The sequence below is a fragment of the uncultured Parabacteroides sp. genome, assembly GCF_902493135.1.
In the GTDB taxonomy this organism is placed as follows: Bacteria; Bacteroidota; Bacteroidia; order Bacteroidales; family Tannerellaceae; genus Parabacteroides.
This window is the reverse complement of record NZ_CABUOD010000009.1, coordinates 1-20,027: the sequence shown is the minus strand read 5'-3', so window position 1 is coordinate 20,027 and position 20,027 is coordinate 1. Positions and strand designations below refer to the sequence as shown.

General features: G+C 47.1%; 19 protein-coding genes. 13 read left to right on the top strand and 6 right to left on the bottom strand.

Annotation, left to right across the window (positions count from 1 at the left end; translation table 11 throughout):
* Positions 1-19: 19 nt before the first annotated feature.
* The 4 genes from thiD to thiC are packed head-to-tail and all read left to right on the top strand — an operon-like array spanning position 20 to position 3,907.
* Positions 20-859: a bifunctional hydroxymethylpyrimidine kinase/phosphomethylpyrimidine kinase gene (gene thiD, locus RDN79_RS05775; protein WP_298549478.1), complete on the top strand. Its 840-nt coding sequence runs from the start codon at positions 20-22 to the stop codon at positions 857-859.
* On the top strand, positions 856-1,455 hold the full coding sequence (locus tag RDN79_RS05770) for a thiamine phosphate synthase (protein ID WP_298549480.1): 600 nt from the start codon (positions 856-858) through the stop codon (positions 1,453-1,455). Before thiD ends, RDN79_RS05770 begins: the two co-directional genes overlap by 4 nt.
* Positions 1,446-2,183, top strand: coding sequence for a thiamine phosphate synthase (locus tag RDN79_RS05765; protein ID WP_298549482.1), 738 nt, complete (start codon positions 1,446-1,448; stop codon positions 2,181-2,183). The genes RDN79_RS05770 and RDN79_RS05765 overlap by 10 nt, the downstream gene beginning before the upstream one ends.
* A 17-nt stretch (positions 2,184-2,200) precedes the next feature.
* Complete coding sequence (gene thiC / locus RDN79_RS05760; RefSeq protein ID WP_298549483.1) at positions 2,201-3,907, top strand: phosphomethylpyrimidine synthase ThiC; 1,707 nt, start codon at positions 2,201-2,203, stop codon at positions 3,905-3,907.
* A gap of 3 nt (positions 3,908-3,910) precedes the next feature.
* Here thiC and RDN79_RS05755 read toward each other — a convergent pair whose 3' ends face one another.
* Entirely contained in the window at positions 3,911-4,525 is a 615-nt protein-coding gene (locus RDN79_RS05755) for an HU family DNA-binding protein (RefSeq protein WP_298549485.1), read from the bottom strand.
* 328 nt (positions 4,526-4,853) lie between these two features.
* On the opposite strand from RDN79_RS05755, the gene RDN79_RS05750 reads away from it, so the two are divergent.
* The 5 genes from RDN79_RS05750 (at position 4,854) to RDN79_RS05730 (ending at position 10,378) form a co-directional block, all read left to right on the top strand.
* The gene (locus RDN79_RS05750; protein ID WP_298549487.1) at positions 4,854-5,915 is read left to right on the top strand and encodes a Gfo/Idh/MocA family oxidoreductase; all 1,062 of its coding nucleotides are present in this window, start codon (positions 4,854-4,856) and stop codon (positions 5,913-5,915) included.
* Between the two features lie 94 nt (positions 5,916-6,009).
* Positions 6,010-6,264, top strand: a complete 255-nt coding sequence (locus RDN79_RS05745) for a hypothetical protein (protein WP_308572972.1) — start codon at positions 6,010-6,012, stop codon at positions 6,262-6,264.
* The gene (locus RDN79_RS05740; RefSeq protein WP_298549490.1) at positions 6,258-6,581 is read left to right on the top strand and encodes a type II toxin-antitoxin system RelE/ParE family toxin; all 324 of its coding nucleotides are present in this window, start codon (positions 6,258-6,260) and stop codon (positions 6,579-6,581) included. The genes RDN79_RS05745 and RDN79_RS05740 overlap by 7 nt, the downstream gene beginning before the upstream one ends.
* 107 nt (positions 6,582-6,688) lie before the next feature.
* Entirely contained in the window at positions 6,689-7,969 is a 1,281-nt protein-coding gene (gene glyA / locus RDN79_RS05735; protein WP_298549492.1) for a serine hydroxymethyltransferase, read from the top strand.
* Positions 7,970-8,029: 60 nt separating this feature from the next.
* On the top strand, positions 8,030-10,378 hold the full coding sequence (locus tag RDN79_RS05730; protein WP_298549494.1) for a family 20 glycosylhydrolase: 2,349 nt from the start codon (positions 8,030-8,032) through the stop codon (positions 10,376-10,378).
* A 166-nt stretch (positions 10,379-10,544) separates the two neighbouring features.
* On the opposite strand, the gene RDN79_RS05725 is transcribed toward RDN79_RS05730, so the two are convergent.
* On the bottom strand, positions 10,545-12,995 hold the full coding sequence (locus RDN79_RS05725) for an alpha-L-arabinofuranosidase C-terminal domain-containing protein (RefSeq protein WP_298549496.1): 2,451 nt from the start codon (positions 12,993-12,995) through the stop codon (positions 10,545-10,547).
* A gap of 201 nt (positions 12,996-13,196) precedes the next feature.
* On the opposite strand from RDN79_RS05725, the gene RDN79_RS05720 reads away from it, so the two are divergent.
* Positions 13,197-14,315: a hybrid sensor histidine kinase/response regulator gene (locus tag RDN79_RS05720; protein ID WP_298549497.1), complete on the top strand. Its 1,119-nt coding sequence runs from the start codon at positions 13,197-13,199 to the stop codon at positions 14,313-14,315.
* An 82-nt stretch (positions 14,316-14,397) separates the two neighbouring features.
* Here the strand turns inward: RDN79_RS05720 and RDN79_RS05715 are convergent, their stop codons facing one another.
* Together RDN79_RS05715 and RDN79_RS05710 are read right to left on the bottom strand one after the other, a co-directional pair.
* Complete coding sequence (locus tag RDN79_RS05715; RefSeq protein ID WP_298549498.1) at positions 14,398-15,156, bottom strand: polyprenol monophosphomannose synthase; 759 nt, start codon at positions 15,154-15,156, stop codon at positions 14,398-14,400.
* 175 nt (positions 15,157-15,331) lie between these two features.
* Entirely contained in the window at positions 15,332-15,712 is a 381-nt protein-coding gene (locus RDN79_RS05710; protein WP_298549500.1) for a GtrA family protein, read from the bottom strand.
* 142 nt (positions 15,713-15,854) lie between these two features.
* Between RDN79_RS05710 and RDN79_RS05705 the strand changes: the two genes are divergently transcribed.
* On the top strand, positions 15,855-16,451 hold the full coding sequence (locus RDN79_RS05705) for a TlpA disulfide reductase family protein (protein WP_298549501.1): 597 nt from the start codon (positions 15,855-15,857) through the stop codon (positions 16,449-16,451).
* Here the strand turns inward: RDN79_RS05705 and RDN79_RS05700 are convergent.
* Positions 16,410-16,856 carry a DNA-binding protein gene (locus RDN79_RS05700; RefSeq protein WP_298549502.1) on the bottom strand — a complete coding sequence of 149 codons (447 nt, stop codon included), beginning with the start codon at positions 16,854-16,856 and terminating at the stop codon, positions 16,410-16,412. The genes RDN79_RS05705 and RDN79_RS05700 overlap by 42 nt on opposite strands.
* Positions 16,857-16,910: 54 nt before the next feature.
* Here RDN79_RS05700 and RDN79_RS05695 point away from each other — a divergent pair, with 54 nt between their 5' ends.
* Together RDN79_RS05695 and RDN79_RS05690 are read left to right on the top strand one after the other, a co-directional pair.
* Entirely contained in the window at positions 16,911-18,200 is a 1,290-nt protein-coding gene (locus tag RDN79_RS05695) for an ATP/GTP-binding protein (RefSeq protein WP_374044487.1), read from the top strand.
* Positions 18,190-18,984, top strand: a complete 795-nt coding sequence (locus tag RDN79_RS05690) for a hypothetical protein (protein WP_298549503.1) — start codon at positions 18,190-18,192, stop codon at positions 18,982-18,984. Before RDN79_RS05695 ends, RDN79_RS05690 begins: the two co-directional genes overlap by 11 nt.
* A gap of 134 nt (positions 18,985-19,118) precedes the next feature.
* Here the strand turns inward: RDN79_RS05690 and RDN79_RS05685 are convergent, their stop codons facing one another.
* A complete protein-coding gene (locus RDN79_RS05685; protein WP_298549504.1) occupies positions 19,119-19,613 on the bottom strand; it encodes a hypothetical protein in 495 nt (164 codons plus the stop codon).
* Between the last annotated feature and the right edge of the window lie 414 nt (positions 19,614-20,027).

The window sequence follows — 20,027 nt, the reverse complement described above, 5'->3', positions numbered from 1 at the left end:
CCTCCTTTTGTATGTAAAAATGAATATAAACACGATGTTTCGCTATCCGGTGGCGCTTACTATTGCCGGTTCAGACAGTGGCGGCGGTGCCGGGATACAAGCGGATCTGAAAACATTTTCGGCTTTAGGCGTCTTCGGAGCCTCTGCCATCACATCGATCACGGCCCAGAACACACAAGGGGTAAGAGGGATACAAGCCATTTCCCCGGAGATCGTCGAAGGACAAATCCATGCCGTATTCGAGGACTTGGCTGTCGATGCCGTTAAGATCGGGATGCTGCATAACCGGGAAGCAGCCCGGATCGTCGCCCGCTCGATCGACCGTTTTTGCCCGGCGAACATCATTCTCGATCCGGTTATGATCTCGACAAGCGGCAGCAAGCTGATAGAAGATGAAACCATCGAAGTCATCGTGAAAGAACTTTTTCAACGCGTCACGCTGATTACCCCGAATATCGACGAAGCGGCTTTTCTTTCCGGCATGCCGATACGCAACGAGGAAGAAATGGAAATGGCCGCACAACAACTATTGGCTTCGGGATGCCGGTCCGTGTTGATGAAGGGCGGCCACCTGGAAGGTAAAGAGATGGCCGATGTCCTGTTCACACGCGGTGAAGCCCCGCTCCGGTTGGCCGTACCGGCCATCCATACTCAAAACACACATGGGACAGGTTGCACGCTCTCGTCCGCCATTGCCGCCTATATGGCCTTAGGGAAAGAGCTGCCGGATGCCGTACGTGCGGCAAAAGATTACATAACGACAGCCCTTCATGCCGGGGCCGATGTAAGGACCGGGCATGGACACGGGCCTCTCAATCATTTCTTCGATCCGGTCCCCCTCATAAAAATAGGAATATGAAAAAGCTGATCGTCATTACATCCCCCCGCCTTTTCCAAGGAGAAAGTACCATCCTTTCACATCTGTTTGATGAAGGGATGCAACGTCTTCATCTGCGCAAACCGGACAGCGATGCAAATGAATTGCGCAAGCTGCTGGACCGGATTCCGGATGTTCACTATCCGAAAGTCGTGCTTCACGACTGTTTCGGGCTGGCGGTGGAGTATGGCCTGGGCGGCGTACACCTGAACAGACGCAACCGGCAGGCTCCGGACGGTTTTACAGGCGCCATCAGCCGTTCGTGCCATTCGATCGGGGAACTCGGACAGTTCGGACAACTCGATTATCTGTTTCTAAGTCCGATTTTTCAAAGCATATCCAAAGAAGGCTACGGGAACGGCTTCGAGCCGGAAACACTCAGGCAGGCTTCCGACGCCGGGATCATCCATGATAAAGTCATAGCCTTAGGGGGCATAGACCTGACGACCCTTCCCCTTCTACGTCCTTTCCGCTTCGGGGGAGCAGCCGTGCTGGGAGCACTTTGGGGAAACCACCCTTCGGCGGATAAAGAGAATTCTATTATTAATCAATATAAAAAATTACAAGCATGGAATTAGACGATTTCTTATATAGAAATGCAGGCTGCGGCAGGTATGCCTGTTTTACCGGTACAAACCGGTTGATGTTCATCACACAGCGTACGGACAAATACACAGAACTGGATGAGGTCAAAATGGTGACCAAAGGCGGTTGCACCTGGGTGCAGCTCCGCATGAAAGAGAATTTGAACCTGGAAGTAGCCAAGGCAGTCTCGCATTTTACACTGTTCAACTGCGACACGGATTGCGCCTGCTGCCTGAACGACGATCTGGAAATGGCATTCAAAGCCGGCATCCACTGCGTCCACTTAGGTAAAAACGACATGCCGGTCTCCGAAGCCTGGCGCCGCATCATCGAGAAAAGGAAAGAAGATCTCTTCCTTGTGGGAGCAACAGCCAACACGTTCGAAGATATCCTGAATGCAGACCGGGAAGGAGCTTCCTACATCGGCCTGGGCCCTTATCGCCATACCGAGACCAAAAAGAACCTGAGCCCGGTGCTGGGTCTGGAAGGATATCGAAAAATCATGGAACAATACCGGGAAGCAGGCCTCGAAATTCCTATCTTTGCCATCGGAGGGATCGAATTTGAAGACATCGCCCCGTTGATGGAAACAGGAATAGAAGGGATCGCCGTTTCGAGTGCGATCATCAACGCCGAAGATCCGGTCGAAGAGACGCGCCGTTTCATCCGGGAGATCAACAAGCATAAACCGGACCCTTGCAGAGATGATTCAGATATGTAAAAATAAATGATATAACTATGGCAAGAAAAAACAAGATGCGCATCACGTATCCATCATCGGAAAAGATCTACATACACGGCAAAATACATGATATAAACGTAGGTATGCGAAAGATCAAAATACTGGATACCGTCACACGCGATGAGAACGAAAATTTGGTTTACAAGAGGAACAATCCCGTCATCGTGTATGATACCAGCGGCCCCTATTCGGACCCGAGAATCCCGATCAGTACGCAAAGAGGCATTTCCCGTATCCGCGAATCCTGGTACGCAGGACGCAAGGACCTGATCCGCCTGAAGGAACCGACTTCCGAGTATAGCCGTCAACGCCTGGACGACCCTTCGCTGAAGCGCATCCGTTTCCCGCAACATTACCTGCCCTATCGGGCCAAAGCCGGGAAAAACATCACACAGTTGTATTATGCGAAACGGCGCATCATCACTCCGGAAATGGAGTATGTCGCCATCCGCGAAAACCAGCAGATCGAGGCGTTGGGGTTGAAATCCTATATCACTCCCGAATTTGTCCGCAAAGAAATCGCTGCCGGGCGTGCCATCATTCCGGCAAACATCAACCACCCCGAAGCCGAACCGATGATCATCGGCCGCAAATTCCTGGTGAAGATCAATACCAACATCGGCAACTCCGCCCTCTCGTCCAGCATCAACGAAGAGATCGAAAAGGCCGTATGGAGCTGCAAATGGGGAGGCGACACCTTGATGGACCTTTCGACGGGAGACAATATCCATGAAACCCGCGAGTGGATCATCCGGAACTGCCCGGTTCCGGTGGGGACGGTCCCCATCTACCAGGCTCTGGAAAAAGTGGACGGAAAGATCGAGGACCTGAGTTGGGAGATCTACCGTGACACGCTGATCGAACAGGCCGAACAGGGAGTCGACTATTTCACCATCCACGCCGCCCTGCTTAAAAAGCATATCGAACTGACGCAGACGCGCCTGACCGGTATCGTCTCACGCGGGGGGTCAATCATGGCCAAGTGGATGCAGATCCATAATGAAGAGAATTTCCTGTACACGCATTTCACCGAGATCTGCAAGATATTGAAAATGTATGATGTCGCCGTTTCGATCGGCGACGGACTTCGTCCGGGTTCCATCTACGATGCGAACGACGCCGCCCAGTTTGCCGAACTGCATACGATGGGCGAGCTGGCCCAGGTGGCCTGGGGGCAGTTCGTGCAGGTCATCATCGAAGGTCCGGGGCATGTCCCGATGAATAAGATTCAGGAGAACATGAAGGAACAGCAATATGCTTGCCATAACGCCCCGTTCTACACCTTAGGCCCGCTGACAACGGATATCGCTCCGGGCTACGACCACATCACATCGGCGATCGGAGCCGCCCAGATCGCCTGGCAGGGCACGGCGATGATCTGCTACGTCACCCCGAAAGAACATCTCGGCTTGCCGGACAAGGAAGACGTCCGCACAGGTGTCATCGCTTATAAGATCGCCGCCCACGCCGCCGACCTGGCAAAGGGACATCCCGGAGCACAAGTCCGCGACAATGCCCTGAGCAAAGCCCGCTTCGAATTCCGCTGGAAAGACCAGTTCAACCTGTCTCTCGATCCGGAACGCGCCCTGCAATACTACCTGGACAGCGCCGTGATGGACGGCGAATATTGCACGATGTGCGGCCCGAACTTCTGTGCCATGCGGTTGAGCAAGGATTTGCATAAGGAAAACTGCGATAAATAAAGCTCACTCCTCCTGTACCGTGGCGAGGATATACACACGATGTGTCTTATATCCTTGCCGCTGTACAAGCTTTTCCTCCTCAAACTTCTTGAAATCGCTTTTCGCCACATAATACGTGCACCCCACAAACCTTTGGTAATCGGTCAGGTTGATAAACCGATGCATTTCCAGGTAAGCCATCAACTTGGCTTTACGTCCATCGTAATCGAACTTCGACACGTTCGTCCGCTTCACCCTCTGAGGCTGGCTTTTGCATACCTGTTCTTTCAGTTTCTTCGCGCAACGGAAATTCACGCCGTCCACCCTCACGTTATACACCTCCTTCCCTTTCTCGTTCACACCTTCTTTAAAGGTCTTCAATGCGGGCGAGAAGAATCCCAGTCCGTCCAGTTCCACGCAGGAACCGTACGCCAGTTCCCGCCCGACATATTTTGACAAGGCATCCAAAACCCCTTTGATGTCGGCCGAGTTGACCGAACAGCACTCATTGATAAACGAGCAGATCTCCTCCATCTTCTTCGTCTCTTTACTGATCAACCGGGCATACGCACGCTTCCCGCTTGCTCCCCGCTCATTTTTTGCCGGCACTTCGTAAATGCCGAATTGCACCCGTTTCATTTCCTCTTTCCAATTTGATTGATAATAAAACCCCGTCTATCGCTCGTCGCCATCCGATGTCCTTACTGTTTCCTGACAATGTATCCGGTATCGGATGCCAGTGTAATTTGTTTCCGACGTCGTCATGCATATTTCCGGCATTGTCGGGAATATCTTCGACGTTGTCGTATATATACACGGCATTGTCGAAAACAAATTACACTGGCATCAAATATACGAAATATAATGTGGAACAACAACTTTCTTCCCGTCCAAAGAATCAAAAAGGCGTCTAATGGACATTGTAACCGATAAATTCATATCTTCGCAAAAACAAACTTTCATAAAAATGGAGAAGATCAAAACAGGATTGGCAGCCTTCGGCATGTCAGGGCAAATATTCCACGCCCCATTTATCAGTACGAACCCGGCTTTCTGCCTGGCGGCAATCACGGAACGCAGCAAGGAACTGTCGAAAGAACGTTATCCTTCAGCCCGGATTGTGCGCAGTTTCGAGGAACTCATCGCCTTGGACGAGTTGGAACTGGTCGTTGTCAATACGCCGGACAGTACGCACTACGAGTACGCACGCAAGGCACTGGAGGCCGGAAAGAACGTGATTGTCGAGAAACCTTTCACGACAACAGTAGAACAGGGGCAGGAACTGGTCGACCTCGCCCGGTCCAAAGGACTGGCCATAAGCGTATATCAGAACAGGCGCTGGGATTCGGATTTCCTGACGGTCCGGGAGATACTGGACAAAGGACTGCTGGGACGTCTTGTCGAGTTCGAGTCGACTTTTCCCCGCTATCGTAACTTCATAAAACCGGATACATGGAAAGAAACCGGAAAGCTGGGCGGCGGCCTGATCTATAACCTGGGATCGCACCTGATCGACCAGGCGGTTCAACTGTTCGGCATGCCGGAAGCCGTTTTTGCCGATGTCGACGTCCTTCGTAAGGGCAGCAGTGTAGATGATTATTTCGTGATCCACCTGCTCCGCCCCTCAAAAGCGCCGCGTATCAAGGTGACCCTCAAATCCAGCTACCTGATGTGCGAACCGGAGCCCCGTTTTGTCCTGCACGGCACGGAAGGCTCGTTTGTCAAATACGGCCTGGACCGGCAGGAAGCCGACCTCAACGACGGCCTGCTCCCCGGCACGCCGGGATGGGGAGTGGAAGACGAGAGCACCTGGGGCCTCCTCCACACGGAAAAGGACGGCCATGTCGTCCGCCGCAAATATCCCAGCCTCGCCGGAAACTATGCCGCTTTCTACGACAACATCCACCGCCACCTCCGCTTCGGCGAACCGCTCCTGACGGATGCCGCCGACGTACTGCCTGTCATCCGCCTGATCGAGGCGGCCTGCGATAGCAGTGAAATGTGGGAAACGGTGAAATTGAAAAAATAAGACAGTCCCGTTAAAAAGCCCGGTTCGATGCGGGCTTTTTAATGGGATATGCCTATATTTGCAACTGCATCGACAGATAAATACATTATATATTATGACAACTATGGAATTAAATGCACAAAAACAGCTTCTGATCGAAGAGATCCTGAAAACAGACAATCCGAGACTGATCGATTACCTGAGAAAGGCCTTGGATAAATTCAAGGACATGAATGTCATCCCGATAAAACGTCCTTGCGTTTACACGCATGAAGAACAGATGGAGATACTTCGTCAGTCATTGGAAGATGATAAAAATGGTTTAGGAATCTCGACAGAAGAACTCGAAGAAGAAATGAAAACATGGTAAAACCTCTAAACCCGACATGGTTACCCCAAGCCAAAAAACAACTGAAAGAAATTTACACTTTTTACAAGCCCATGTCAAATGGGAAAGTTGTTCGAAAAAGAATCGATCCGATCATAGAGGCTGCAAACAGCTTAGTTCATCAGCCGTTTATGGGCAAAATTGAAATAGTAGACCAAAAAAATGGTCAGGTTTTCCGGAGTTTTGTTGTCGGCGACTATAAGATCATCTACTATATACGAAAAGATATTATTAAAATAGCGGCCATTTTCGATTGTCGCCAAAATCCGTCCAACCTATATACAATGTTGAAGTTATAAGGATATTTCGATATGATTTTATCCCCCTTACGATTTTTTATCGTAAATTTGCCAGCGATCCTCACAAAAGAAAAGGGGACTCATTGCAATAACCAATTTTACATGTAATGAAAAGAGACAATATCATTTTCGACATCATTGAGAAGGAACATCAGCGCCAACTGAAAGGCATCGAGCTGATCGCTTCCGAAAACTTTGTAAGCGACCAGGTGATGCAAGCCATGGGGAGCTGTCTGACCAACAAATACGCTGAAGGATATCCCGGCAAGCGTTATTATGGAGGTTGCGAAGTAGTGGACCAGAGCGAAACCATCGCTATCGAACGGTTGAAACAGATTTTCAATGCAGAATGGGCCAACGTGCAACCCCATTCAGGAGCACAGGCCAATGCAGCCGTATTTCTGGCAGTCCTGAATCCCGGCGATACATTCCTCGGCCTGAACCTGGCACACGGCGGCCACCTTTCCCACGGTTCTCCTGTAAACAGTTCCGGTATCTTATACCGCGCGACAGAATATAACGTAAAAGAAGATACCGGCCGTGTAGACTACGACCAGATGGAAGAAGTCGCTTTACGTGAAAAGCCGAAATTGATCGTAGGCGGCGGTTCCGCTTATTCCCGCGAGTGGGACTACAAGCGGATGCGTGAGATTGCCGACAAGGTCGGCGCCCTTTTGATGATCGACATGGCTCACCCTGCCGGACTGATCGCAGCCGGACTGCTGAACAACCCGCTGGAATATGCTCATATCGTAACTTCCACGACCCACAAGACCTTGCGCGGTCCGCGTGGCGGCATCATCCTGTTAGGTAAGGATTTCGAGAATCCCTGGGGCAAGAAGACACCGAAGGGAGAGATCAAGAAGATGTCCCAACTGCTGGATTCCGCCGTATTCCCAGGCATACAGGGCGGTCCGCTGGAACACGTGATCGCCGCCAAAGCCGTAGCCTTCGGCGAAGCGCTGGAACCGGAATACAAGACCTACCAGGCTCAGGTAAAAGCCAATGCGGCTGCTATGGCAAAAGCATTCATGGACAAAGGTTACAAGATCATCTCCGACGGTACGGACAACCACAGCATGTTGATCGACCTGCGCAAGAAGTTCCCCGAACTGACCGGCAAGGTGGCAGAAAAGGCATTGGTAGCCGCCGATATCACCGTAAACAAGAATATGGTTCCGTTCGACAGCCGTTCGGCATTCCAGACTTCCGGCATCCGTGTCGGAACTCCGGCTATCACGACCCGCGGCGCTAAAGAACCGCTGATGGCCGAGATCGTCGAACTGATCGACACCGTACTGGCAGCACCCGAATGCGACAAGACTATCACGGCTGTTCGCGAAAAAGTGAACGGCATCATGAAGGAATATCCGATCTTCGCTTGGTAAATAAAAAAGGGCGGCCTTTACGGTCGCCCCTTCATTCATACAAAAAACACCTAAATAAACATGATGAAACTCATTTCGATGTGTGCCGGCGCAGCATTTTGTATCCTTGCGTCGTGCAGCGACGGGCCTGCCAAACAGATGCCTTACAACCAGGGCATCAATGTAATCCCGACGCCGGTAAGCCTCGTACAGAACGAGGGTAGTTTTAAACTAAGCAAAAACACAGCCTTCTCCGCCTCCACTCCGGAAGCTAAAACAGTTGCCGAATATTTTGCCGCCCAGATGAATCTTGCCACCGGCTACCAGATAACGGTCAGTGACAAGGCCGCCTCAAACGGCATTGCACTGGCGATCGACGGGACGCTGGATGTAAACGACGAAGGCTACACGCTGGATGTCACTCCGCAAGGCGTGACGGTTAAGGCTAAGACCCCGCAAGGCTTGTTCTACGGCATGCAAACGTTCATGCAGTTGCTTCCGGCCGAGATCCAGAGCCCGGCAGTCGTGAACGGTATCGCCTGGACTGCACCCTGCGTGACGGTGAAGGACGAACCGCGTTTCGAATACCGCGGCATCATGCTCGACCCGTGCCGTCATTTCATCCCGGTAGAGAACGTAAAGAAACATCTCGACGTACTGGCTTTGTTCAAGATCAACCGCATGCATTGGCATCTGACGGACGACCAGGGCTGGCGTATCGAAATCAAGAAATACCCGAAACTGACAGAAGTCGGTTCCAAACGCATAGATGGCGAAGGAACGGAATATGGCGGTTTTTATACGCAAGACCAGATCAAGGAAGTGGTAAAATATGCAGCAGACCGTTTTATCACGATCGTTCCTGAAATCGAACTTCCGGGACACGAGTTGGCTGCAATCTCCGCATATCCCGAATTGTCTTGCAAGGGCGAACCGACCACCCCGCGTATCATCTGGGGGGTAGAAGACATCGTATTGTGTGCCGGAAAGGAAAAACCGTTCGAGTTCCTGCAGGACGTTTTCGACGAAGTCGCGCCTCTTTTCCCCGGCGAATATATCCATATCGGTGGTGACGAATGCCCGAAATCGAGCTGGAAAGAATGCCCGCTCTGCCAGAAGCGCATCCGCGAGGAAGGTCTGAAAGCCGACAAGAACCATTCTGCCGAAGAAAAGCTGCAGAGCTATTTCGTTCAGCGCATGGAGAAATACCTGTCCGAAAAGCATGGTAAAAAGATCATCGGATGGGATGAGATCCTCGAAGGCGGCCTCGCTCCTTCCGCAACCGTCATGTCTTGGCGTGGTGAAGAAGGCGGTATCGCTGCTGCCAACATGGGCCATGAAGCGATCATGACTCCGGGAAGCGGCGGCATGTACATCGACCAGTTCCAGGGCGATCCGAAGATCGAACCGGTTTCTATCGGCGGTTACGATCCGCTGTCGAGAGTGTATGCTTACAATCCGACGCCCGACACTTTGGTCGCTACCGGAAAGGCGAACTTGATCAAGGGGGTACAAACAAACCTGTGGTCCGAATATATGTACAACACGGACCTGCTGGAATACCGCGCCTACCCGCGTGTGCTGGCATTGGCTGAAATCGGCTGGACTCCATTGGCACGCAAGGATTATAAAGACTTCGAACGTCGCCTGGATAATGCCTTGGTCCGTCTGGACGAACTGAACATCAACTACCATATCCCGCAACCGGAGCAACCGAACGGCTCATGCAATTTCGTTGCATTCACCGACAAGGCTTCTTTGGAATTCAAGACCACCCGTCCGGTCAAGGTAGTTTATACGATCGACGGAACCGAACCGACTCCGGAATCGACGGTCTATACGGCTCCTATCGAATTCACGGAATCGGGCGTCTTGAAGATCCGTTCCGTATTGCCTTCCGGCAAGATGAGCAAGACTCGTACGATCACGGTTGAAAAACAAGCATTGGCGCCTGCCAAGGAAGTAGCACAGACTGCTCCGGGATTGGAAATGCAGGTGACCGACGGCATGTTCCTGAATTCTTCCAAATTAGGAGATGTGAAAGAATGGAAGAAATCGGTGATCAAAGACCTGCGTGAAATCACCAGCGTAGTGAAAACAAGCGAATCCATGCGCGGTGTCAAGCAATATGCTGCCATAGCAACCGGTTACGTCAACATCCCTGAAGACGGTGTTTACTATATTTCTTCCGACAACGAAGAGGTATGGATCGACGGCAAATTGTTAGTGAACAACGGCGGTGAAGTGAAACGCTTCTCCCGCCACGACAGTTCGGCTGCATTGTCGAAGGGCTTGCACGAGATCAAGGTGGTATTCTTGGGACATATCATCGGCGGCTGGCCTTCCAACTGGAACGACGGAAGCGTGAAGCTCCGCAAAGCCGACTCCGACAAGTTTGTCAAGATCACTCCTGAAATGTTAGTCCATTAATCAATGCGATACTAAACGGAAAAAGGCTGCTTCATACCGAGGCAGCCTTTTTTATTTCATCCGGCAGGCATCCGGCAGTCAATGGACCGGCATCGGTTGGACGCCCGACTGGCATCGGTTGAATACGCGACCGGCATCGGTTTTGAATCCGATGCCGGTCGCCCTGTCAGTCGATCTTCAGTTTCATTATCGTAATCGAGTTAGGAGGGAAATTGTACACTTTGGGACCGCTCAGCGAGAAGGATATTTCTTTTGTCTCCGGTACGACCACGCCGGGGTGGTCGTAAGTGTTACGCGCTTCGGGATCTCCTGTGAGCTGAATAATTTCCGCCGTATTTTTGACACTGACACCTTGCAGGTCCAACTCCGTCTTCTCTTCGTGACGGGTCGTGTTGATCACCTTCAGTATAATCGAATGAGTCTCCTTATCCAACGCCGCGGTAGAAACCAATGAAGGTATGCCGGGAAGTATCGCCTCATGAACCAGCGTGTCATTCACGAAACAACCGATTTGTTCGCCTTTGCAAGCGATCTTCACGTTATACCAGCGATTGCTCTGGAACGGATAAAGGGCAGGCGCACGCAACGTGTCCCTCACTCCTCCCGCCTGGCGATAGAACTCGACGACACCGGTACCGATCGTCAACCCGATATAGTCATTCCGCTCTCCGGGAAGCCCGTTGTCACGCACACGGAATTGGATTTGTCCGCTCCCCTTCGTCCGCCTGATATCCGCCGAGAACGTATAGTCATAGGCAGACGGATCGCCTAAAAGGATATAGTTCCACCTGTTTGCAACCGGCGTCAACGTACCCTGTCCGACCGTCCAGCCTCCGGTCATGACAGTTCCTTCCGTAACCGGCGAATTGTCTATTTTTACCTCCTTGAATTCATAGCTGTTATCGAACATTTCGATACCGGCGCGTCCGAAGGTCACCTGGGGTTTCTGATAGGTGCGGACTTCGGTCTTCAGCACTTCGTCTCCTCTGTTGCTGCCGAACATTTGCAGCAGGTGGTAAGAGGGAGAAAGGACGGTCTGTTCACCGTCAAAAGAGATGGCCGGATGACGTTCTATCTTGTATTTCGTATTTCCCAGAACCGGGGCATAAGCCAGGCGCTTCACGATGTCCTGCCCGTTCTCTGCTCCTGCAAGGAAACAAGCCTCCCCGATGGCCGCCCGCAAACTTCCGGGGGCAGCCCCGCCGGACAAGCCGAATTCTCCGATAAAGGCAGGAGGCATCCGGCGCGTATGTCGTCCGGCAACAAAACGGTTGTGATTGGAGATCAGAAACGACTCGCTCGAATAAAAATGGGTATCCGACCATTCATTCCTGTTTTTTCCTCTTATGTCGGAACTGCTTATCACCGTAACGTCCGGATAAGCCTCCCGGATCGCTTTCTTCAACAACTCGAAACGCTTGGTATATTCCAGCCCGTAATTTTCACTGCCGATCTCCACATATTTCAATCCGAAAGGTTCCGGATGTCCGTGACCGGCCCGCAAGGCGCCCATGACGGAATCGGCCGGTTCATTGGCATAGGCGATGGCATCCAAGGCGTCCTGTACCAACTTCCCCATCGCCGTTATGTCTTCATAACGCGGACGGCGGCTTTGACTGGTCACACCGCTATTCATCACATAGATAGGTTCGGCGTCCAAGTCCTCACACATTTGGAGATATTCATGATAGCCGATGCCGTTCGTCGTACCGTATGCCCATACATTCCAGAAATGTTTGCGTTCGGCAATGTCCCCTACGGTTTCACGCCAGACCGGATAGGTCCCGGCCGTATATCCTTCTACAAAACTGCCGCCGGGGAAACGAATGAACGCAGGCTTCAATGCGGCAATGAGCTCCATCAGTTCCGGACGCAATCCGTTCGGACGGCCTTTCCATGTCTTTTGCGGAAGCAGGGAAACGACATCCAGCCAGAAAACAGCCGAACTGTCAGTCGTTATCGTCAACACGGCTTTATTCGTATTCGAGGTTGCGGTAAAAGTATGCTTGTACTTCCTCCATTCATAGTCCGGTGACATACGGTAAACTTCGCTGAAGGCCGTCTCTCCGGTAGAATCGGCCAAAGTCAGGCTTACGGTCTTCGGAACCATAGAGGCTCCTTTCATGTAGAAAGACAAATCATATTTCTCTCCTTTTCGAAGCGGTATTCCTCCATACCCTTCGGCAACGACACCTCCTTTTCCCGACTCGGCTGAAGCGGACACGGAAACCAGCAGGGAACGCCGGTTTTTGTCATTAATCAGCTCTTTTGTGTCGGGATACAGATAAGATGTGGCAGAAAACCGACGCCATCCCGGCACCGAATCAGGTCGCAAGAAGGGAATGCTCCATCCATTCGGGGTAGTCAGGACCCGGCGGACAGGGTCGTACGGGCAGTTCAAGGGAGGCACCCCATCTTCAAAACTCCGGTTTTGTATCAGTTCCGCATAGATACCGCCATCCACCGCATGATTGATTTCCTCAATGGTCAAACCATACAGTTCCTTGTTTACAGGAATTGTCAACCCATCCCTATCCACCAGAATAGAAGAGGTGACAGGCATTTCCGGCTGGCAGCTGACTAATATAAGCGCTAAAAGAACTAAATTCGATTTCATGGTGCAAACTTAAAGAATAATTTCAATAAAAAGCCTTATCTCATCCTATATCAAGCGGTTTTAGCCGTGCATAATTAATGTGCAAAAGAAATATTTTTCCGAAATAGAATTTATTTTTCGGAAAAACGCGATTATATCAATAGAATTAAATACATTTGTATCATTGATAGTATTTGAATATCAAGAAAAGTACAGAATCAAATGGAAAACTTAGCATCACAATATACAGTATTAGTGGTAGACGACGTGCCAACTAATGTTATGCTTGTGCAAGCGATACTGAAAAAAGAAGGTTATACGCTACTGACGACAGACGGCGGAGCTAAAGCATTACGTATCGCCCAGGAAAGGCATCCCAATCTTATTCTGCTCGATATCATGATGCCGGAGATGGACGGATACGAGGTACTGCAGCATCTGAAAAGTAATCCGGAAACCAACAACATCCCCGTCATTATCATGTCAGCCTTGAGTGATATGCAAAGTATCGTCAAAGGTTACCAGTTGGGGGCAACGGAATATGTAACAAAACCTTTCCAACGGGAAGAATTGGTAAAACGCGTCGCCCACCGTTACGAACTGTTCAGCATTAAACGCATCAAGCAGGAACTTGAAAACACGATCGAATCCCGTGACACGCTCTATTCCGTTATTGCACACGATTTGCGCTCTCCGCTCGGTTCCTTGAAGATGATGAATAACGCCATCCTGATGATGGTCGACAAGAATCAGGTCAGCGACGAGGTGTACGAAATGCTTCAGATGATGAACAAGACATCGGAAGAAATATTCCAGCTTCTCGACAACCTCCTGAAATGGGCAAAGAACCGCCTGAACAAACAGAATATTTACAGGCAACAAGTCGACATCAACAGCATAGTCAACAGCACTGCCGAAATATTTATTCCGATGGCTACCCAGAAAGGCATATCCATCGCGCTTGAAGGTTTGGATAAAGAGTTGATGGGATCGATAGACATCGATATGGTAAAGACAATCGTCCGCAATCTTGTTTCCAATGCTGTTAAATTCAGCTACGAGAAAGGCGTGATTACGGTATCGACCAAAACAGACGGAGATTTTGTCATTGTCAGTGTGAAAGATTCAGGTAAAGGAATCAAAAAGGAAGACCAGGGTAAGCTGCTGAAGCAAAACACCCATTTTACGTCTTATGGGACGAATAACGAAAAGGGATCCGGCTTGGGATTAATGCTGTGCAAAGACTTTGTCGAACAACTCGGTGGCAAATTGTGGTTCGATTCCGAAGAAGGGAAAGGCACTACTTTCCATTTCTCCTTAAAAGCCTTGAATCAAGAATAACAAATACCATTTATATAAAGGCAATAAAAAAGCTGCACCTTTGAAAGATGCAGCTTTTTTATTGCCTTTATTTATAATGGTATTATCCGGCAATTGCTTTCCGGCTTCCTTTTTGAGGATATTTACGGAACAGGCTCCACCATTTCAATTTCAATACGCCAAACAGCGCTTCCCCGAAGATAGAGGAGTTCATCTTGGAAGTGCCTAATACGCGGTTGATAAAGATAATGGGGACTTCCACGATTTTATAACCACACTTATATGCCGTAAACTTCATTTCTATCTGGAACGCATACCCTTTGAAATGGATGCGGTCCAAATCGATCGTCTCAAGCACCTCGCGACGGTAGCATTTGAAGCCGGCTGTCGTATCCTGTACTTTCATTCCGGTAACAAAACGGACATATACGGAAGCATAATAAGACATTAGCACACGTCCTAACGGCCAGTTCACGACATTCACACCGTTACAGTAGCGGGAGCCGACTGCGACATCCCCACCCTGTTCCGTACAAGCAGCATATAATTTGGGAAGATCATTCGGATTATGGCTGAAGTCCGCATCCATTTCGAATATGAAATCATACTTATGCTCTATAGCCCATTTGAATCCGCAGATATAAGCCGTACCCAATCCTAACTTGCCTTTACGTTCCACCATGAAAAGGCGTTCGGGGAACTCTTTTTGCAGCCGTTTTACGATATCTGCCGTGCCATCGGGCGATCCATCATCTATAATCAAAATATGAAATTCTTTCTCCAACCCAAATACAACCCGAATAATGTTTTCTATATTCTCCTTCTCGTTATACGTGGGAATAATAACAATACTGTCTGACATATAATTAATCTATTAATTTCTAACTATTTACATATTAACTGTAAACTAATTGCAAACCACCCTCCAAAGTTACATATTTTTTCTGTGTAAATCTATCATCCGGTTGCCCCATTCATCTGTCCCAGAGTCTCTGATCAGACCGTGACCGGCCGGTTCATCTGTGATTTGAAAACCTTCAATCATATGTCAATTGAAACGTGATTTTCTTGTTCATCAGATAGTTGACTGCGCCATAGATGAAGAGTCCGAGGAACTGGGCGAGGTATTCGTTCAAGTCGAAAATTTCCACCATGATAAGCAGAGCGAGGAATTGGGCGCAATAGGCACACCCGAAAGCGATCAGGAAAAGGGGGATCTCGCGGCGGAACTTACCGGTGCGGGAAGAAAATATCCAATATTTGCTCCAGAAGAAGTTATTGATCTGCGCAATCACATAGGCGGTGATATTGGTAGCGATATAGTTGCAATCGAGCTTGTCCATCATCAGCCAGACAATCAAGACTGTAATCAACGCATTCAACGTGCCGATCAGTATAAACCGGATTACGCGTACCATATTTTTCGATTGTAAGGCCAAGTCTGCTTCTTGCTGTTTTGTTCTTTGATATTTAAAATCCCGGGACAAATATACAGGATAATATGCAAATAGCCATACAAAAAGTCACAAAGTATGGCGACCAACCCGTATCTTTGCTGTCATGAAATATTTATTATTTTACATAATCAGCCTGTTATCCCTCACTGCCTGCATCCGCGAAGACTTGCCTGCGGGTAGTTTTGCTTTGGAAGAAGGCGGCGTGCTTCCCGAATTCAGCATTTCCAATCCGTATGGCACGGTCTCGAATAAGGATTTAGAAAATAAGTCCACGCTGATTATCTTCTTCAGCACGACCTGTTCCGACTGCCGGAAAGCCTTCCCTGATATTTCCACTTTATATGATGTATATAAAGACGATCCATCCGTCTGTGTGCTCCTGATCGCACGCGATGAAACCGAAGAACAAGTAACGGCCTACTTCCGGGAGCATCAGTACGATATGAAGTTTTTCGCCGATCCGGATCGGAAAGTCTACTCCCTCTTTGCCGACAGTACTATCCCCCGCGTATTCCTCGCCGGAAAGGACGGTACGATTATCCTGACACAAACGGAAAAGGTGGATACGGAGGAAATCAAGGCAGCCATTTCCAAACAAAGAGCGCAGACCTCTTTCGTGACCTGCGCTCTCCTTTCTCATCCCCGTATGATGCTTCCCTTACAATTCACCGGGCCGCTCTTCTTCGCCCCCGCCGGTTGATGCGGAACCGTTGACAACGAGAGTGATCCGTTCGAACTGGGCATCCTGTTTCGCCTTACGAAGCAACGAACCCGGACTGAACACGATGCGCGGAGTCTTGATCATCTCCGGATCGAACTTTTCGTCTGTCTCGCTTCCGGTCGAACCGACACCGTAGCGGAAATTCCCGAACTCTCCGAACTGCACACGCCGTCCGGCAGACAAATGTTTACGGATCAGGTAATTCATACGATCGATCACCCCTTTCACCTGGTTGGTCGGGATACCCGCTTCCACAATCTCATCCAAAAGGGATTCGAAGCTGACCAGTTCCATATAGACCGGCTGTGCATACACCTTTTCAGGAACCGCTGCCTGATCCTTACCCAAATTCTTCTTTTTTACCAAACGATACTTTACTGACATAACTGTTTAATTTTTTTAATCGTGAATAACTTGAAATGCTTTGTTCTCGAAAACATGACAAAGATACTCCCCGGAAAAACAGCCCTGTCGCCATCTGTCGGTATCGGTCGGCATTTGTGGGGATGTGTGGGCGGATGTCGGCAAAAAGCAATCGATTTCAGATCAGAAATGCCGGAAAAAAATTACGGATCATTGAAGAGTTATCATTATCTTTGTAACCTAATCAAGCAGCAATGTCATATGCTAACAAAATTTGCAGTAACAAATTATAGAGGATTTGCCAATCGTATCGAGTGGGATTTGTCTAATCCTGCCAATTACGAATTTAATAAAGCCGTAATCAAAAACGGCATTATCAAAAACGGCATTATATATGGTCCAAACGGATCAGGAAAAACGAATTTCAGTTTAGCACTCTTCGATATTGAAAATCATTTATCTCCCAAATGGAAAAAAATAGATTACTATACAAATTTCGTTTATGCCGGAAACCGAGATAAACTTGTCACATTTGAATACACATTCAAATTTGAAGAAAACATAGTGGCATACATATATGCAAAAAATGCCGTTGGAGTTTTGGTTGAAGAAAGCCTATTTGTCAACAATATCAATGTGTTCGAGCGAAAGAAAGGAAAATTCAGTATCGACAAGCAGCAATTTCCTATGGATGAAAATATAGAAAAAAATTTAGGGAATAATGCGAACAATGTATCTATAATTAATTTCCTGCTTACCTCCTATCCTTTGAATGCAGAACATTATTTAATACAACTCAATAGTTTTGTTAATTCCATGCTTTGGTTCCGAAATCTTGATATTCGAGAATTTATAGGACTTGAAACGAATATAACAATGCTTGATGAGTTTATCATCACAAATAATCTGTTGGAAGATTTCTCTGATTTTTTACATAAAGTAAGTGGTCAGAAATTTCAATTTATCGTACATAATTCTACAGATAAACAAGTTCTTTGTAAAGTAGATGAAAGCGAAGTTCCATTTCGGTTAATAGCATCAACCGGCACGCAATCCCTGCAATTATTATATTTTTGGATGAAGCGTATGTGCGAGGCATCATTTGTTTTTATCGACGAATTTGATGCTTTCTATCATTTCCGTTTGGCTTTTGAAGTCTGCAAACAATTGTTTGATATGGATTGCCAGATATTTACATCTTCACATAATACATATCTGATGACAAACGACTTATTACGTCCTGATTGCAACTTCATTTTAAACAACAATAAAATTAAATGTTTATCTGATTGTACGGACAAGGAGCTGCGTTTTGGTCATAACATCGAAAAAATTTATCGTACAGGTATATTCTATGAAGAATAAAGAAAAAACACTATTCATATTTGAGGGTGCTAAAACAGAAGACAAGCTTGTAGAAAAATTAGAGTGTAATTTTTTAGGAGACAGGCATGCCATAAAATGTATATTTGATGCTGAAATATACCAACTTTATCGTACTATAAAAGAGGAGGACGGTTTAATAGATATTGTTTCTTTATTAAAAGAACGGAAAGTCGAAAACGCAGAGATCCTAAAAGATTACAGTCGAGATAGTTTTGCATATATCTATCTGTTTTTCGACTACGATGCCCATTCAACATTAGCAAGCGATGAAAAGATAAAAGAAATGCTTTCATTTTTCGATAATGAAACAAATGAAGGAATGCTTTATATTAGTTACCCCATGGTAGAAGCCATACGCCACTATAAGGATATGGAAAGTTTCAAGACACTAACTGTAAAATGCAAACGAAAGAATTGTCCATATACTGACGAATGTCCTGACAAGGAAAATTGTTTAAAAGAACCTCATTACAAACGATTTGTAGCCACCGATAGCAAACCACAACTATCAAATGTAAATTCATATACAAAAACTGTTTGGAAAGAATTAATCACAGCTCATTTGTGTAAGGCCAATTACCTTTTAAATGACGTCTTTACCTTACCAACTTCTTTATTATCACAAGAAAAAATTTTCTCAAAACAATTAGAGAAACATATTTCTCATAAATGCCCTGAAGTTGCTATATTGAGTGCATTTCCTCTTTATGTATTGGATTATTTCGGATGCAATAAAACGAACGATATTTTAAAGAGCAGGTAACGGCTTACTTTTCGGAGAGCCTGTTTCATATATTTCTATCCAGCATTATTCAAAATTACATTTAGACAGTTAAGACTCCCATGATTATTTTCAAGTTGTACATCAGCACGCCGGATGCTACCCAATTTAAAAGATTAATTGTTAATTAGGTTTATACTTATATCTGCTTTAATTCTAATTACTGTATCATACCCGCTATAAAAAAAGATATGGCTTCGTTTTTCACCATAACATCTGAAATGGCAAATAGAATCATTGACTGTGAAATAATCAATATTATCAAAATAAAAATTCGCTTCAGAACTATTGTTAATCCATCTTATGCTATCATTCACGATCGTAATATTAAGATCATCGAAATCAACCTTACTTTTTTTAAAATATTTATTTATATGATCAATCTGATATAAGCATTGATTTTTATCTGAAAAAGCTATTTTCTTTCCAAACAAAATTGTATTTTTTTCAAAAACCAATTCTTCAACGGGATTTCCCAATTTAGTATATAATAGAAAAGATGATCCCTCTTTTATTTCTACCCGACAGCTACGTGTGTCATATTCATCTCCATCTTTCGAGCAAGAAAGGAAAACTATGATGACATATAAAAACAAATAATATTTAGACATAGGATTTAATTCAGAAGATAGTTGGAATAGCCCTCAATAATATTTCTTGATTTTGTTCAAATATATAAAATTTTTTACGGGTTTACAAGTCCTTTGTATATGATCAACCGATTATTTACTATATTTAACATATTACAACTAATAGTCCGTTCAATGGAATTTGCAAATCTTTATATACACAGCCGACGAATCTGCCGGAACGAATCCCTATCCTCCCCCTTATTGTATCATTCCCCCCAACCCCCATTAGTCTAAATCGAAACACCATCGCGTTTATTTTGATTTTATACCCCATCTATTTCAAATGGGTCTTGTTCACTTTTGCTGCCTTATACACAAATCATCATTCTTTTGAGTAGTTCTATGCTTCCTCGTCCATAACACATTCTTTTAATCATCTTTAATTTGTTGACA